The 16,246-nt window shown below is 74.2% G+C and carries 11 protein-coding genes; 6 read left to right on the top strand and 5 right to left on the bottom strand.

Annotated elements, in window-relative coordinates; genetic code table 11:
* Position 1 precedes the first annotated feature (1 nt).
* Positions 2-2,701, bottom strand: coding sequence for a LuxR C-terminal-related transcriptional regulator (locus ACWPWV_RS06250; RefSeq protein WP_454042067.1), 2,700 nt, complete (start codon positions 2,699-2,701; stop codon positions 2-4).
* A gap of 49 nt (positions 2,702-2,750) precedes the next feature.
* Positions 2,751-4,130, bottom strand: coding sequence for a hypothetical protein (locus ACWPWV_RS06245; RefSeq protein WP_454042066.1), 1,380 nt, complete (start codon positions 4,128-4,130; stop codon positions 2,751-2,753).
* A 206-nt stretch (positions 4,131-4,336) separates the two neighbouring features.
* Here ACWPWV_RS06245 and ACWPWV_RS06240 point away from each other — a divergent pair, with 206 nt between their 5' ends.
* From ACWPWV_RS06240 to ACWPWV_RS06225, 4 genes are read left to right on the top strand one after another with little or no spacing between them, the layout of a single operon-like run.
* Positions 4,337-5,212 (top strand): DUF6325 family protein, encoded by an 876-nt coding sequence (locus ACWPWV_RS06240; protein WP_454042065.1) that lies wholly within the window; start codon positions 4,337-4,339, stop codon positions 5,210-5,212.
* Between the two features lie 53 nt (positions 5,213-5,265).
* Complete coding sequence (locus tag ACWPWV_RS06235) at positions 5,266-5,577, top strand: SHOCT domain-containing protein (protein WP_454042064.1); 312 nt, start codon at positions 5,266-5,268, stop codon at positions 5,575-5,577.
* A 45-nt stretch (positions 5,578-5,622) separates the two neighbouring features.
* Positions 5,623-7,095: an anaerobic C4-dicarboxylate transporter family protein gene (locus ACWPWV_RS06230; RefSeq protein WP_454042063.1), complete on the top strand. Its 1,473-nt coding sequence runs from the start codon at positions 5,623-5,625 to the stop codon at positions 7,093-7,095.
* A 43-nt stretch (positions 7,096-7,138) separates the two neighbouring features.
* A complete protein-coding gene (locus tag ACWPWV_RS06225; RefSeq protein ID WP_454042062.1) occupies positions 7,139-8,494 on the top strand; it encodes a M20/M25/M40 family metallo-hydrolase in 1,356 nt (451 codons plus the stop codon).
* 38 nt (positions 8,495-8,532) lie between these two features.
* Here ACWPWV_RS06225 and ACWPWV_RS06220 read toward each other — a convergent pair whose 3' ends face one another.
* The 3 genes from ACWPWV_RS06220 to ACWPWV_RS06210 form a co-directional block, all read right to left on the bottom strand.
* Complete coding sequence (locus ACWPWV_RS06220; RefSeq protein WP_454042061.1) at positions 8,533-8,916, bottom strand: SHOCT domain-containing protein; 384 nt, start codon at positions 8,914-8,916, stop codon at positions 8,533-8,535.
* Between the two features lie 73 nt (positions 8,917-8,989).
* Positions 8,990-9,835, bottom strand: coding sequence for an alpha/beta fold hydrolase (locus tag ACWPWV_RS06215; protein WP_454042060.1), 846 nt, complete (start codon positions 9,833-9,835; stop codon positions 8,990-8,992).
* Between the two features lie 43 nt (positions 9,836-9,878).
* Positions 9,879-13,322 (bottom strand): ROK family protein, encoded by a 3,444-nt coding sequence (locus tag ACWPWV_RS06210; RefSeq protein WP_454042059.1) that lies wholly within the window; start codon positions 13,320-13,322, stop codon positions 9,879-9,881.
* Between the two features lie 155 nt (positions 13,323-13,477).
* Between ACWPWV_RS06210 and ACWPWV_RS06205 the strand changes: the two genes are divergently transcribed.
* Together ACWPWV_RS06205 and ACWPWV_RS06200 are read left to right on the top strand one after the other, a co-directional pair.
* Positions 13,478-15,166 (top strand): ABC transporter substrate-binding protein, encoded by a 1,689-nt coding sequence (locus ACWPWV_RS06205; RefSeq protein WP_454042058.1) that lies wholly within the window; start codon positions 13,478-13,480, stop codon positions 15,164-15,166.
* Between the two features lie 81 nt (positions 15,167-15,247).
* Entirely contained in the window at positions 15,248-16,240 is a 993-nt protein-coding gene (locus ACWPWV_RS06200) for an ABC transporter permease (RefSeq protein ID WP_454042057.1), read from the top strand.
* Positions 16,241-16,246 lie beyond the last annotated feature (6 nt).

The raw sequence follows: 16,246 nt of genomic DNA, 5'->3' as shown, positions 1-16,246 counted from the left end.
CTCAGGGCAGGATGCCCAGCTCGCGGCCGCGGCGGACCGCCTCGCGGCGGGACCCGACGCCGAGCTTGCGGTAGAGGGCCTTGAGGTGCGCCTTGACGGTGTTGACCGAGACGAAGAAGTCCTCGGCGATCTCGACGTTGCTCTCCATCGTCGGCAGGACCGCGAGGATGGAGAGCTCTCGCTCGGTGAGCGGCTCGGCCAGGGGCGCGGGCTCGGGACGGTCGTCGTGCGGCAGGTGTGCGCGCAGACGCTCGGACAGCGCGTCGTCCCGGTGGGCGACCGCGCGGGCCAGGGCGGGGAGCAGCTCGGGCGAGCCGACCGTGAGGAACGGTCGCACGAGCCCCTCGCCGGCGGCGAGGCCGAGCGCGCGGGCCAGCGCGTCGTCGGCCCTGCGCGTGCCTGCGTGCGCGAGGGCTGAGGCCTCGACGAGCGCGGCCTCGACACGCACGAGGTCGTCCTGGACGCCCTGCTCGTCCGTCACGGCGCCGAGCTCCTGGAGCGCCGCGCCGGTCCTGCCGGCGGCGAGGTGCAGGCGTGCGCGGCAGACCGCCCTCAGCGCGGCCGACCCGAGGCTCCCGAGATCGGGGCGTGACCGTGGGAGCGGTTCGGTCGGTCCGACGGCGCCCGGCGTCTCGAGCAGCCGGACCTCCGTCGTGGCGCGCACCCAGAGGTCCGCGAGCACGGTGGGCACGGGCGCGGCGCCCAGAGCACGGTCGGCGGCCACGAGCGCCTGCCGGGCGGAACGGCCGTGCCCGCGGGCCGCGGCGACGAGCGACCGGACCAGCTGCGCGGCCGCCTCCGACGCCGGCTCGCGTCCGCCGCCGTCGATGGAGAGGGCGTGCGCGAGAGCGTTGTCGAGCCCGTCGTCGTGGGCGCGCAGGTACTGCGCCCAGACCAGTGCCACGTGCGCGGCGCGGGCCTGGACGTGCGTCTCCCAGCCGCTCGTCCTCGCCGTGTCCACCGCTGCGCGCGCGAGCGTCTCACCGTCCGCGAGCCGGCTGCGGGCGACCTCGAGCAGGGCGGCGGCGCCCTGCGCCTCCAGGTCGACGAGCCGTCGTGCGCCGTCGACGACTCCCGCGGCGTCCGTGGAGACCACCGCGGGAGCCCGGACGAGGTCGGCGGCACGGTCCGACGGGACGGCGCACCACGCGAGCGCGGCCTTGCGCTGCGCGAGGGCCAGGCGACGGTAGGTCTCGAGCGCGGGGAAGGGGAAGGGGACGGCGGAGGCGGCGGCCAGGGCCGCTCCCGCGCTCGTCGCCTGACGTCGGACGTCCCCCAGCGAGCGGGCGACGGAGGCTTCGAGGACGCCGAGCAGGACCCCGGCGGGAGCGACGGACCCGCCGGTCCCGCCGCCGACGAGCCGGCGCGCTCGTGCCACGTGGTGGTTCGCCGCCTCGAACCGGTCGTCCACGAGCGCGAGCGAGCCCGCGCACAGGTGCAGCGCGACGTCCGGCTCGAGGTCCGAGAACGGCACGCGGCGCAGCACGTCGGCCACCGCCTGGCGGTGCGGTCCGACGAGGTGGATCGCGGCGCCCTCCACGAAGACCGTGCCCGCGAGCTCCCAGTCCTCGGCCGCGACGGCGTGCTCGAGCGCGCGCAGCGGGTCACCGTGGCGGACGAGCCACCGGGCCGCGGCGCGGTGGGCGACGGGTACGGCGTCGGGGTCCTCGAGACGGAGCTCGCTCTGCAGCATCTCGCGCAGGAGGGGGTGGTAGCGATACCACCGGCGCTGCTCGCCGAACGCGGTGACGAAGCCGTCCGAGGCAGCCAGCTCGGGCAGCAGGCGTCCGGCGGGCGCCCCGGGGTCCAGGACCTCCGCGAGCTCGGCGCACAGCGTGGTGGCCAGGCTCGTGCGCAGCAGGAACCGGCGCACCACCGGGTCCCGCCGCCCGAGCACCTCGGTCAGCAGGAACTCCGCCGCCGAGCGCTCGGCGCGGGCGCGGCTCGCCGCGTCGGGGGCGGCCTCGACCTGGAGCCGCACGCCGACGGCCCACCCGCCCGTCTCGGTGAGGAGGCGGTCGACCTCGCGCGGTGCGAGCGTGCGGCCGTGCAGGGCGCCGAGCGCGGCGACCGCCGTCACGTCGAAGGCGAGGTCCGACGCGCCGAGCTCGACGACCTCGCCCTGCCCGCGGAGCCGTTCCAGGTGGAGGAGGGGGTCGATGCGGGTCAGCACGACGACGTGCAGGGGGAGCGGGTAGCGCAGCAGGTCGTCGACCGTGCCCGACACGTCCGCGGTGGCGAGGTGGTGGACGTCGTCCAGGACGAGGACGACGGGTCCGGGCAGCTCCTCGATGCCGCGCAGGATGCGGCGGAGGAGGCCGGCCGACATCCGCGAGGGCACGGTGATCGCCGCGAGCGGATGGTCCGGAGGCACGGCGCCCGCTTCGCGGAGCGCCGCGAGCACGTCGGACCAGAAGGCGGTCGGTGTGTCGTCGAACGGCTCCAGCGTCAGCCAGGCGACGGGAGGACCCGGCCGGGTCCGGGCCCACGCGGCGACCGTCGTCGTCTTCCCCCAGCCGGGACCGGCCGAGACGAGGGTCAGGCGCCGGGAGGCCGCCTCCTCGAGCCGCGCCTCGAGCCCGGGCCGACGGACCGTGGACGGTGGCAGGACGGGGACCGTCGTGCGCGCACGCAACGTACCGGAGGCGACCGGGACGCGTGGCGCTACCTCCGGCTCGGCACGTGGCTCGACCGAGGCCATGGCAGCAGGCTACGCGCGTGGTGGGATCAGCGCGCGGCGTCCACGCCGGTCAGGCGGGTTGCGTGGGCTGCACGGGCTGCGCCGGCTGCGCGGGGGCAGGACGGGCGAGGAGCTCGACGACGAGGAGCACCACGCCGGCGACCACGGCCGTCCCCACGACGAGGGCGGGCGTCGGCTGGCCGGCGAGCAGGAGGACCAGCGCGCCGATCGCGACGACGACGACACGGACGAAGGTCTTGTACCGGGCGAGCCAGTCGCCCACCGGGCCCGACGTGACGCCGCGGTTCGCCGCCCAGTCCCGGCCCGAGTCCCCGATGCGGGCGAGACCCGAGCGCAGGCTGCGCGCGGAGGCGCTCGACCCGCCCAGGTAGGCCGCGAGCGCGACGACGAGCCCCAGCACGCCGACCGTGCGCAGCGTCAGGCGGAGGAACGACACCACCTGGTCGAAGACGATCTCGGCGGCGTCCAGTCGCGCCACCTGCCCGCTCAGCGCGTTCAGGTAGAGCCCGCGGGCGACGGCGAGCGCGATACCGAGCAGGACCATCGCCGCGGCGAGCGCGAGACCGGCGACGACGAGCGCCCGCAGCCGGTGGGTCGCCACGAGGACCCCCGCCGCGAGCAGGCCCAGCGCCACCCACGGGAGCCAGGTCGTGAGCACCACGAGCTGGGCGTAGCGGTTCTGGACCTGCACGAGCTGGGACGTCTGGACGATCGTGAAGCTCGCATCGATCTCGGGGATGTTCGCGGCGACGTCGAGCCCGCGGTCGACGAGCCGCTGCTTGAGGATCTCGATCATCCCCGAGAGCTGGATCGAGAGCTGCCCGTCCGCCCCCACCTGCAGCACCTCGCCGTCCTCGCCCCGCATGACGGCGACGAGCTGCTGGTGCGCGACCCGGTTCGCCTGCACCCAGGCCTCCTCGAACGCGTCGCTCTGGACGACCCGGTCGGCGGCGCTGCGCACGAACGACTCGACGCCGCTCGTCAGGGGCGCCTCGAGCGCGCTGAGGGCGCGCGTCGCGCGGGGCGCGATGTCGTTCTCCTCGAGGCCGCCGACGACGTCGTCGAGCAGCGCGCTCACGTCGATGCGGGACATGACCGCCTCGGTGAGGCGGCCGGCGACCGCCGACTGCACGACGGGGTCGCTCGCCAGCGGACCGACCGTCTCCACGTACCGCTCGGTGTCGGTGAGCTCGCGCTGGGCCCACGCCGCGACGGCGCCGGCGGGGGCGAGGAGGGCGCCGAGCGTAAGGAGGACGACGCACGCCACGGCGCGCAGGCGGTGCGGCCGTGCGCCCTCCGGGCGGACCGGGGTCCGTCCGGTCGGGGTCGCGACCTCCGCGGTCTCGAGCCGGCGCCGCAGCGCGGCGTTCTCGCGCTCCAGCGCGGCGAGCCGTTCCTCGACGGACCCGCCGTCGTGCGAGCCGTCCATGCGCGCTCCTCCCCGGTGGCGGCGCTCGGTGGCCGCGCCCTCCACTGTGCGGCAGGCACGCGCGCGCGCTCCTCACCCGTCGGGGGTAGTCAGGACGAGGCACCCTCGTCGGGTGATCCGCCGGGCCGGCGGCGTACGGATCCTGGCACGACGTGCGAGGTCGGGAGGGCGACGTGACGGGGACGACGTGGGTAGAGCTGACGGTGGTGGGCGCTGTCGACGTGCCCGACGCGGACCTCGCCGAGCTCGGCGTCCGCCGGGCGACGGCCTGCACGCTGCTCGAGGCGACGGTGCGCGACCAGGCGGCGCTGTACGGGCTGCTCCAGCGGCTCGCGTCGCTCGGCCTGGACCTGCTGGAGCTGCGCACCGCGGCGGCGGGCGCCCGTGCCGACGTCGAGGTGGTCGTGCGCGGGCCGGTGGGCGCGCTGGTGCAGGAGATGCTGCGCGGGGTCAGCCGGTCGATGCCCGCCACGGTCACGTCCTACCGCGTGCGCGACACGGACCTCGCCGGCCTGCTCGCCGTGGTCGACGGCTTCCCCTCACCCCCGGAGGGTGAGGACACGCCCGGCCGCAGCGTCGACCGTGGTGCCAGGAGGGCCCGTCCGGGTCCGCAGAGCGTCGTGACGACGGGAGTGGAACCGATGGAGCGAGACGTGGACGAGATGGGGCCGATCGACTTCCTCGTCGTGGAGTTCCCCGAGAACCGGCTCGACGGCGAGGCGCTGCCGCTCCTCGTCGAGCTCGTGGACCGCGGGATCATCCGCGTCCTCGACCTGGCGTTCGTCGAGAAGAACAGCGCCGGCGAGGTGTCGGGCATCGAGCTGCACGACCTCGACGCGACCGGGGACTTCGACGTCTCGGTGTTCGAGGGCGCGTCGTCGGGCCTGCTCGGCGACGACGACCTCGAGCAGGCCGGGGCCGCCCTGGAGCCGGGCAGCGCCGCGGGCGTGCTCGTGTACGAGAACCTGTGGGCCGCACCCTTCGCCTCGGCCCTGCGCCGCGGAGGTGGGTCGGTCGTCGCCGGCGGGAGGATCCCCGTGCAGTCGATCGTCGCCGCGCTCGACGCCGTCGAGAGCCGCTGACTGACCACCGCGGGCCCTGCCCGTACCGAGAGAGTCGAGAAGAGGAGCACGCCGTGGGACTGATCCGAGGTGTCGCCCGGACGGCCGTCGTCGCGGGGACGGCGAGCGCCGTCTCCGGGCGCGTGCAGCGCCGTCAGCAGGGTCGCTGGGCCGCGCAGGACGCCCAGAACGCGCAGCCGGCGTATGCCGAGCCGCAGTACGCACCGCCACCGCCGCAGTACGCGGCGCCCCCGCCCGCCGCACCCGCCGGTGAGGACATGGACGCGAAGATCGCGCAGCTCCGCGAGCTCGCGGGCCTGCGCGACCAGGGCGTCCTCACCCCCGCCGAGTTCGACGCGCAGAAGGCACGCATCCTCAGCTCCTGACGTCCGTGCCGGACACCCAGGCGTGGCCGACGAGGAGGTCGGGTCGTGGACGTTTCCTTCGTGCTCGAGGCCCTGGTGGTGCTCGGGGCGATCGTGATGGGCACCCGGTCGGGTGGTGTCGGGGTGGGACTGTGGGGCGGCCTGGGTACCGCCGTCCTCGTCTTCGTCTTCGGGGAGGCGCCCGGTGAGCCGCCGGCGGCCGCCCTGGCGATCATCCTCGCGGTGGTCACGGCGGCCGCCCTCATGCAGGCGGCCGGCGGCATCGACTGGATGGTCGCCATGGCCGCGCGGATCATCGAGCGCCACCCCCGCCAGATCACCGTCATCGCACCGCTCACGGCCTTCGCGTTCTGCGTCGGGGCCGGCACCGGCAACATCATCTACCCCCTGCTGCCCGTCATCTACGACGTGTCCTACCGGAACAACATCCGCCCGTCACGTCCCCTGACCGTCACGGTCGTCCAGTCGGGCATCGCGCTCGCCGCGTCGCCGGTCTCGGCCGCGATGGCGGCGATGCTCACGCTCACGGACGTCGCGCCGTACGACCTCGGGCTCACCCAGATCCTCGCCATCACCGTGCCTGCGTGCGTCGTCGGCATCGTGGTGACGGCGCTCGTCGTGAACCGGACCGGCAAGGAGCTCGACGAGGACCCCGAGGTGCTCGCGAAGATCGCCGCCGGCGAGCTGGAGGCCCCCTCCGCGGTCGGGGTGCCCGCGGCCACGCCCCCCGCGCGCGCCGCCGTGGGAGCGGGCGGCGACGCGCCCACCGTGCCGATCGTGCCGGCTTCTTCCCGTGGGACGGCGGACGCCCTCGACGGGCCGGCCGCGCCGGTGTCGATCGCCTCGACCCTGACGTACACGAGCCGCGGGCGGAACTCGGCGCTCGCCTTCCTCGCCGGGGTGCTCGCCATCGTCCTGCTCGGCCTCTTCCCCGGGCTGCGTCCCGCGTTCGAGGTGCCCGACGAGGGGATGGTGCCGATCGACATGACGACCACCATCGTCCTCGTGATGTTCGTCGTCGGCGTCGCGATCCTGTTCCTGGGCAGGCCGAAGGTCGACGAGGTCCCGGACCAGTCGGTCTTCAAGGCAGGGATGATCTCGGCGATCGCGCTGTTCGGGATCGCCTGGCTCACGGCGACGTTCATCACCGCGCACGAGGAGCTGATCGTCAGCACCATCGGAGCCTGGGTGACCGACTGGCGGTTCATCTTCGCGCTGGCCGTCTTCCTCGTCGCCGCCCTGACCACGAGCCAGTCGACGGCGACCCGCACGATCGTCCCCATCGGCCTCGCCGCCGGGCTGTCGCCGGGGCTGGTGACCGGCATGTGGGCCGGTGCGCTCGGCGGCGTGTACACGCTCCCGGCCAACGGCACCCAGATCGCCGCCGCCAACTTCGACCTCTCCGGGACCACGAAGCTCGGCACCAAGCTGCTCGACCACAGCTTCTTCGTCCCGATGCTCGTCCTGTCGGTCACGACGATCGTCGTGGGCGCGCTCATCGGCGCGATCTTCTTCTGACGGCCGGCCGGCCGACGGCCGGCCCCGGTGACGGGAGCACCCCATGGAGAACGATGACGTCGCGGCGCGCGCCGCCGCCCTCATGCCGTCCCTGCTGGAGTCCCTCACGGAGCTCGTGGCGATCCCCTCGGTCGCGTTCCCCGGCTACCCGGCGGAGCCGGTCGAGGAGATGGCGCGCACCACGCTCCGGATGCTCCACGAGGCCGGTGCGACCGACGCCCGGCTGATGGACGTGCCGTCCGGGTACCCGCCGGTCTACGGCGAGATCCCGGGACCGCCGGGCTCACCCGTCGTCGTCCTGTACGCCCACTACGACGTCCAGCCCGCGCCCCCCGAGCAGGGCTGGACGACGGACCCGTGGCGTCCGACGACGCGTCCCGACGGCCGCGTGAGCGGACGCGGCGCCGCCGACGACAAGGGCGGCATCGTCTGCCACCTCGGCACCTTGCGCCTCCTCGCCGACCGGCCCCCGTGCACGCTCCGGATCGTCCTGGAGGGCATGGAGGAGACCGAGAGCAACCTCGAGGCCTTCGTCCTGGCCCACCCCGACCTGTTCGCGTGCGACGCGTTCGTCGTGTGCGACATGGGCAACCTCCGGGTCGGGGAACCCGTCCTCACGACGGCGCTGCGGGGCGACGTCGCGTGCGTCGTGACCGTGAGCACGCTGCAGCACCCGCTGCACTCGGGGATCTTCGGCGGGCCCGCCCCCGACGCCATGATGGCCCTGGCCCGGCTCCTCGCGACGCTCCAGGACGACGACGGGGACGTCGCCGTCGCCGGGGTGACCTCGGGGGCGTGGGACGGGGAGGGCATCACCGCCGAGGAGTTCCTCGCGAGCGCGGACCTGCTCGACGGCGTCGGGCTCGTGGGGACCGGCCCCGTCGGCGACCGGCTCTGGACGAAGCCGTCGATCAACGCGATCGGCGTCGACACCACGGGCATCGCCGGGTCGTCGAACGTGCTCATCCTGCGGGCGTCCGCGAAGATCTCGATGCGCATCGTCCCGGGTGCCGACCCCGACCACGAGCTCGACGCGCTCGTCGCCCACCTCGAGTCCCACGCCCCCTGGGGCGCCCGCGTCGAGGTCCAGCGCACCAAGGCCGCCCCGCCGTTCGACTGCCGCACCGACGGGCCGGCGTACGCCGCGGCGCGGGCGGCGCTCGCGGACGCCTACGGCGTCGAGCCCGGGGTCGTGGGGAGCGGCGGTTCCATCCCGCTCCTGCGCACCCTCGCGGGCGTGGCGCCCGCCGCCGAGTTCGTCCTCTGGGGGCCCGAGGACGTCGCAGGGGCGCGGATCCATGCGTCCGACGAGAGCGTGGACCCTCGGGAGATCGAGCGCATGGTCGTGGCCCAGGTGCGGTTCCTCCAGCGGTACGCGGAGGCGCAGGAGCCCGCGTAGCCACCGGTCGCCGGGGCTACGCGGGCACCGACCTGCCGCTACGCGAGCGCCTTGGCCTTCAGCGTGGTGAACTCGGCCGCGTCGATGGCCCCCGCGTCGTAGAGCGCCTTGGCGTCCGCGATCTCGCCGGCTGCCGACTTCCCGCTCCCGGCCGTGGCCCGGACGTAGTCGTCCATGATCTGCCTGCGGGCGCGGTCCTCCTCGATGTGGCGCTCGGCCATGCCGCGTCCCCGCGCGATGAGGTAGACCAGGGCGCTGAGGTAGGGCACGAGGATCAGGGCCACGACCCACAGCGCCTTCCACCACCCGCTGAGGTGCTTGTCCCGGAACAGGTCGCCCAGGATCTGGAAGAGCACGATCAGGTAGGCGATGAAGAAGAACCACCACACCATGAGCCAGAACCAGCTCCAGAAGTCGTCCACGGTGCACCCCTCGTCTCGGGGTCACGGGGTCCCGTGACCGCCTCTACCGTGGCGTGGCGGCGACGACCGGACCTCACCCGTCAGGGGTGATCGTGGGGTCGCGGCGGATCTGCAGGACCCGCGCGATCCCGGGCGAGTCCGGGTCGTCGGTGATCTCGCGCCCGTCGAGCCAGCACGACACGACGTGCGCGAGCTCGCCGGGGTGGCTGAAGTTCATCGCGTGCGCGGCTCCCTCGATGAGCGCGACCGTGAGGTGTGCGGGTGCGAGCCGTCCCACCTCGCGCACGCGCTGCGGGGGAGGCATCAGCGGGTCGCGCGAGCCGAGCACGGCGAGAGTCGGGACGGGGGTGCGCAGCATCCGCTCGAGGGACGGGAAGCGTGCGAGCTCGCTGAAGAGGTGGAAGGTCGCGACCGGCCCGAACCGCACGTAGTCGGGCACCGCGACCCGCGCCATGGCCGGGCTCTCCCGGGACGCGTCGCGCGCGAGCTGGACCAGGGCGCGCGCGAACGGCTGGTTGTGGACGCCGCCCGCGGGGGAGGCGAGGACCACGCCGGCGACGCGGTCGGGCGCCTGGTGGGCGACCTCGAGGCTGACCGGGCCGCCCATGGAGTTGCCGAGCAGCACGACGCGGTCGAGCCCGAGGGCGTCGAGCAGCCCGAGGAGCGCCCACGCGAGGTTCGGGATGCCGAGCGCCGGGCCCCACCCGGGGGACCGGCCGTAGCCGGGCAGGTCGGGGACGTAGCTCGTCGCGCGGTGGGCGAGGCGGGACGCCGTCGGGAGCAGGTAGGTCCCGGAGACCGCGAAGCCGTGCACGTGCACGATCGGCACGCTGTCCGGGACCTCGGGCCCCACCCGGACGAACACCCGGTGCCCCGCGACGTCGACCTCGCGCTCGTCCCAGACGATGTCGTCTGCCATGACGTGATGCTCGCAGAGCGCACGACGGTCGGCACCCCGGGCGTCAGGCCGCCGCGGTGACGTGCACGACGAGCGCCTGCGCGGGCCACAGCGCGGGGACCTGCAGCCCGACCTCGGCGAGGACGCGCCCGCTGACGACGACCGGCGTCGTCAGCCACGGCGGCGTGACCCAGCCGTGGCGGGGGAGGCCGATCTCGTCGCGCACCCGGACCGTGTAGCGCCGGTCGGGGTCGAGCCCGTGCAGGTGGACCCGCTCCGGCAGGGCGTCCTCGAGCGTCGCCACGGTGGCGATCGTCCAGACGCCCTCCGAGCGGTCCGGGAGCACGGCACCGACGACGCGCAGCGCCGGGTCCACGACGTCCGCGTGCACGGCGGTCCCGGTGTGGAGCACGTGCCGCAGCTCTCGGTACAGCGCGGCCCACGCCGTGATCGTCGCGACCTCGTCGGGCGTGCAGCCGAGGAGGTCCCACTCGAAGCCGGCCGAACCCATGAGGCTCGTCGCGAGGCGGTACGAGAGGTCGGTCGTGCGCCCGGACGAGTGCGCCTCGCCCGGACCGACGTGCCCGCCGACGAGCTCGGGCGGCAGGAGGAGCTGCGTCCAGCGCTGGATGTCCTGACGCTCGACCGGGTCGTTGGAGTCCGACGCCCAGACGCGGTCCGCGACCGCCATGACGCCCAGGTCGGTGCGTGCGCCCCCGGACGAGCACGACTCGATCTCGAGGCCGGGGTGCCGTTCCTTGAGCTCGGCCATGAGCGCGTACGCCGCGCGCGTCTGGACGTGCGTGCCGGGGCGGCCGTCGTGCAGGGTCTCGACGAGGTCGCGGTTGTGGTCCCACTTGACGAAGTCGACGCCGAGCTCGCCGATCACGGCGCTCATCGCGTCGCGCACGTGCGCGTACGCGTCGGGGTGAGCGAGGTCGAGGACGTGCTGGCTCCGCCACGACAGCCCTGCGGGCGCGTCGAGGTGCGTCGGGCTGTGCAGCAGCCACTCGGGGTGGGCGCGCGCGAGGTCGGAGTCGAGGTTGACCATCTCGGGCTCGAACCAGAGGCCGAGCTCCATGCCGAGGCCGTGCACGAGGTCGGCGAGCGGTCCGAGACCGTCGGGCCACACCGTCCGGTCGACCCACCAGTCCCCGAGGCCGCGCGTGTCGTCGCGGCGGTCGTGGAACCACCCGTCGTCGAGCACGAAGCGCTCCACGCCCACCTCGGCGGCGCGCCGCGCGAGCGCCTCCACGCGCGCCGGGTCGTGGTCGAAGTAGACGGCCTCCCAGGTGTTGAGGACGAGGGGCCGCGGCGACCGCGGGTGCTGCGGGCGGGCGCGCAGGTACGTGTGGAACCGGCCCGCGACGCCGTCGAGCCCGTCGGCCGACCACGCGAAGTACGTCGTCGGGGCGACGTGCTCCTCCCCGGGTGCGAGGACGACCTCGCCCGGGCGCAGCAGCTCGCCCGCGCCCAGGAGTGTCGGGTGCTCGGGCGTGCGGTCGACGCGGTACGTGACGTCGGCGCTCCAGCCGAGGTGCACCGCCCAGACGTCGCCGCGCCGGTCGCGCGGCGCGCCCGCCGAGGCGAGCACGACGTGCGGCGAGTCGTGCCCGACGCGACCGCGGCGGGTCTGGCGCGTCGTCGAGCCGCGCGGCATCTCCGTGGTGCGCGGGGACTTCTCGCGCGTCCACCGCCCGGTGAAGGACGTCAGGTGGTCGGCGCGCGTGGGCACGGGGAGCGTCGCCTCGAGCTGGTGCACGGTGAGCGGCTCGTCGCCGACGTTCGCCAGGGCGTGGTCCACCGTGACGACGCCGCCGGTGCCGATCCCGAGGCGGGTCGTCAGGCGCAGGCCGGCCGCGGCGTCGTCGGCCTCGACGACGAGCGAGTCCCTGCTCGTCGCCGGCGCGACCCGGGAGGTCCAGCGCGGGAAGACCGGCCGCCCGCCGCGGTCGAGGAGGATCCCCGGCCGCCCGGCCCAGCCCTCGGAGTCCTGCGGGAGCAGGCTGAGGCGCCACGCGGCGTCGAGCGTCCCGGGCGGCGTCTGGCGCGTCGTGGCAAGCGCGAGCCCGTCGAGGAGGGCGTCGTCGAGGTCGCCGAGGTCGGCGCCCCAGTGCAGCACCGCGGGCAGCCCCGCGGCCGGGGTCTCGACGACCAGGGAGACGCCGTCGCGGCGCAGGATCGTGCGTTCGAGGTCCATCTCGTCCTCTCGGGTGGGGCGCGTGCCGGTGGGTCGTCGGTCGCCGTCAGGCCGCGCGCGGGCCGGGGCCGGCGGCGTCGGACGCGGGGCGGGGCTCGGGGGCCAACGCACGATCCTGCGCCGCGACGGCGTCTCCCTGGTCGTCGAGACCCCGGCCGCGGCCGCCGTCGTGCCGTGCGTGGACAGCGTCGCACGGACGGGCCGCAGGTCCCGGTTGTACGCCGCCCGGTCGAGCGACCGCTGGACCCGCGGCACGACGACGTCGCCGACCGTGCCCAGCGCGGGGCCGGCGAAGACCACGACGTCGAGGTCGAAGAGGTTCGCGAGCGTGACGGCCGCGAGGCCGAGGGCGTCCCCGGCGTCGCCGAGCAGGCGCGCGGCCGCGACGCTCCCGTCCCGCGCCGCGCGCGCGACGCGCTCCAGCTCGACGAGCGTCTCGTCGGGCCGGCCGGTGAGCCCGAGGTGGTCGAGCCCGGGCTCGGCGAGGGCGCGCGCGACGACGGCCTCGGGGCCAGCGAGCACCTCGACGCAGCCCCGGTTCCCGCAGCGGCAGCGGGGCCCGACGCGGTCGAGGCTGATGTGCCCGAGCTCGACGGCGTTGCCCGACAGCCCGCGGTAGGCGAGCCCGTCCACGACGACGCCTCCCCCGAGGCCGCTGCTGCAGTACACGAGCCCGAACGTCGCGGGCGAGCCTCCGCGGACCTGCTCCCCGGCCCACTGCTCGCCCACCGCGGCGGCGGTCGCGTCGTTCTCGAGCCGGACCGGCAGGCCGAGGCGGCCGGCGAGGTCGGTGACGAGCGGGTAGCCGTGCCACGCGGGCGTCGGCTGGGGCGTGAGGAGCACGCCGCGCTCCTCGTCCTGCGGGCCGTGCGTCGCGAGGCCCACGCCGAGCACACGCGCGGCGGGGACGCGCGCGTCGTCGAGCACGTCCCGGACGCGGGCGGCGACGACGTCGAGGTAGCGCCCGGGGGCTTCGCGCCCGGTGCCGCGCAGGGCCGAGCGGGCGACGGTGCGGCCCGCGAAGTCGAGCAGCACGACGCTCGCCGAGCAGCGGTCGAGCTGGACGCCGACGGCGTACCAGGCCTCGGGGTCGACGGCGAGCAGGCGGCGCGGGGTGCCGCCGGACTTCTGGCGACCCACCTCGCGGACGAGGCCGTCGGCCACGAGCTCGCGCACGACGTGGGTGATGGTCGCGGCCGTCAGGCCGGTGCGCTCGGCGATCTCGACGCGGCTCAGGGTGCCGGTCGAGCGCACGAGGTCGAGCACGGCCGCGCGGGTCGCGCTCCGGCCGGGTGCGCTGCGGGACATCGTCGTCGACCTCCTGGCTGGTTCGAGGTGCCCGACGCCGGTGCCGAGCCGCGGCGATATCTTGACACGGTAAATTTAGTGGGGCAAGAATCCTCCTGCGGTCATCGCCCAGAACCGGCCACCGTCGGCCGGTCGCCACCCGAGGAGGACCACTGATGTTCCTGCACCGCACCCGAACGCTCACCGCCGCGGCCGCCGCCGTCGCGTCGGTCGCCCTGCTCGCCGGCTGCAGCGGCGGTGCCGGCGACGGCACGACGACGGCCGGCGACGGCACGTCGATCACCGTGTTCAACGGCTCGACCGGCACCATCACCGAGAACTTCAACCCGCTGAGCACGACGGCGCTCCAGCCGACGCTCGGCGTGATCTTCCAGCCGCTCTACTGGTACAACCTCGCGAGCGACGCCGAGCCGACGCCGCTCCTCGCCACCGGCTTCGAGTGGAACGAGGACGGCACGGTCCTCACCATCACGACGCGCGAGGGCGTGTCGTGGAGCGACGGCGAGCCGTTCACCGCCGCCGACGTCGCCTTCACGTTCAACCTCATCAAGGACACGCCCGCCCTCAACACGAGCGGCCTCGCCGCGACGGCCGAGGCGACCGACGACACCACGGTGACGCTCACGTTCCCCGAGACGTCGTTCATGCAGGAGCCCGCCGTCCTCGGGAACCAGGCGATCGTGCCAGAGCACGTGTGGAAGGACGTCGCCGACCCGGTCACGGAGATCAACAGCGACCCCGTCGGCACGGGGCCGTTCACGGTGAAGTCGTTCTCCGCGCAGTCCTACGTGCTCGAGAAGAACCCCGAGTACTGGGAGGAGGGCCTGCCCAAGGTCGACGAGGTGCGCTACATCGCCCTCGACACCGCGGACGCCGCGAGCGCCGCCCTGACTGCCGGCGACGTCGACTGGATGTCGTCGTTCCTGCCGGGGCTCGAGGACCTCATCGCGACGAACCCCGACCTGTCGTACGTCAACACGCCGGCGCTCACGGCGTCGATCTTCACGTGCTCGAACGCCGAGCTCGGGTGCGAGGGTCCGCAGACCGACAAGGCGGTGCGCCAGGCGCTCTACCACGCGATCGACCGGACCCAGCTCAACAACCTCGCGGGCGGCGGGTTCGCCGAGACCGCGTCGCCGACGCTGCTCCTGCCCGAGCGTGACGAGCGGTGGATCACCGACAAGGACCTGCTGACGGTGCCCGAGACGGCCGACGTCGACACGGCGAACCAGATCCTCGACGACGCCGGCTGGACGATGGGCGACGACGGCGTCCGCACCAAGGACGGCCAGCGCCTGTCCATGACCATCCAGACCGTCACCGGGTGGAGCGACTTCATCTCGCTCAACGACGCGATGAAGCAGCAGGCCGCGGAGGTCGGGATCGAGCTCGTGCCGAGCCAGGTGGCGTGGAACGAGTGGAACCAGGCCCAGACCGCGGGCACGTTCCAGCTCAGCCTCGACTCGATCGGGCTCGGGGCGTCGTCGAACCCGTACTTCACCTACTTCGGCAAGTACGACTCGGCGAACACCGTGAAGGTGGGCGAGACGGCGTCGGCCGGCAACTTCGCGCGCTTCTCGAACCCCGACGTGGACGCGGCGCTCGCGACCGCGCGCGCGACCGACGACGAGGCCGTGCAGACGGAGGAGTACGCGAAGGTCCAGGAGATCATCGCCGACGAGCTGCCGTACATCCCGATCTACGTGAACTCGATGCTCACCGAGTTCAACACGTCGCGCGCGACCGGCTGGCCGACCGACGACGACAAGTACGCGATGCCCGCGTCCTGGAAGGCCTGGGACAACGGGATCGTCCTCAAGTCCATCACCCCTGTGGAGAACTGACCCGGTCCTGGACGGGTCCCGGCGCCACCGTGGCGCCGGGACCCCCAGCCGGTCAGTCGGAACGAACAGGGAGGTTCGACCATGCGCTTCGTCCTGCGGAAGGCGGGCTTCTACGTCGTGGCCCTGTGGGCCGCGCTGACGCTCAACTTCCTCATCCCCCGGCTCATGCCGGGCAACCCCGTCGACATCATGCTCTCCAAGCTCGCGACGAAGGGCCCGGTCACGCCGGCCACGCGCGACGCGATCGAGGCGATGCTCGGCACCGACACCGACGCGTCGCTGTGGAGCCAGTACGTCACGTACCTCCAGGCGCTCGCGCACGGCGACCTGGGCACCTCGGTCGCGTTCTTCCCGGCGGGCGTGGCCCAGGTGATCGGCCAGACGCTGCCGTGGACCATCGGCCTCATCGGCCTGTCGACCGTCGTGTCGTTCGCGATCGGCGTCGGGCTCGGCATGGTCGCCGGGTGGCGGCGTGGGTCCTTCGTCGACAACCTCGTGCCGGCCGCGACCATGCTGCAGTCCGTCCCCTACTTCTGGCTCGCGCTGCTCCTGCTGTTCCTGCTCGGCAGCGTCTGGCCCGTCTTCCCGCTGAGCCACGGCTACGACGTCTACACGTTCGCCGGCCCGGAGCCCACGTGGGCGTTCGTGTCGTCGGTGCTCTACCACGGCACGCTGCCCGCGCTGACGATCGTCATCTCGTCGGTCGGCGGCTGGATGCTCGGGATGCGCAACATGATGGTCTCGACCCTCGCCGAGGACTACCTCGTCACGGCCGAGGCCAAGGGGCTGCGGCCGCGCCGCATCCGGTTCGCCTACGCCGCGCGCAACGCCGTGCTGCCGTCGCTGTCCGGCTTCGCCATCTCGCTCGGCTTCGTCGTCGCCGGGTCGATCGTCACCGAGGCGGTGTTCTCGTACCCCGGCATCGGGTCCGCGCTGCTCATGGCGGTCAACAGCAACGACTACGCCCTCATGCAGGGCGTGTTCCTCGTCATCACCCTGTCCGTGCTCGGGGCGAACCTTCTGGTCGACCTCCTGTACGGCGTGATCGACCCGCGCACGCGGGCCCGGTCCTAGGAGGTC

It is taken from the genome of Cellulosimicrobium sp. Marseille-Q8652, assembly GCF_965112045.1.
The sequence above is the reverse complement of the archived record's forward strand: the minus strand, read 5'-3'. Positions and strand labels throughout refer to the sequence as shown.

Coding starts and splice junctions, on each gene's coding strand:
- ACWPWV_RS06250 (WP_454042067.1), bottom strand. CDS start 2,701: ATGGCCTCGGTCGAGCCACGTGCCGAGCCGGAGGTAGCGCCACGCGTC.
- ACWPWV_RS06245 (WP_454042066.1), bottom strand. CDS start 4,130: ATGGACGGCTCGCACGACGGCGGGTCCGTCGAGGAACGGCTCGCCGCG.
- ACWPWV_RS06225 (WP_454042062.1), top strand. CDS start 7,139: ATGGAGAACGATGACGTCGCGGCGCGCGCCGCCGCCCTCATGCCGTCC.
- ACWPWV_RS06215 (WP_454042060.1), bottom strand. CDS start 9,835: ATGGCAGACGACATCGTCTGGGACGAGCGCGAGGTCGACGTCGCGGGG.
- ACWPWV_RS06210 (WP_454042059.1), bottom strand. CDS start 13,322: ATGTCCCGCAGCGCACCCGGCCGGAGCGCGACCCGCGCGGCCGTGCTC.
- ACWPWV_RS06205 (WP_454042058.1), top strand. CDS start 13,478: ATGTTCCTGCACCGCACCCGAACGCTCACCGCCGCGGCCGCCGCCGTC.
- ACWPWV_RS06200 (WP_454042057.1), top strand. CDS start 15,248: ATGCGCTTCGTCCTGCGGAAGGCGGGCTTCTACGTCGTGGCCCTGTGG.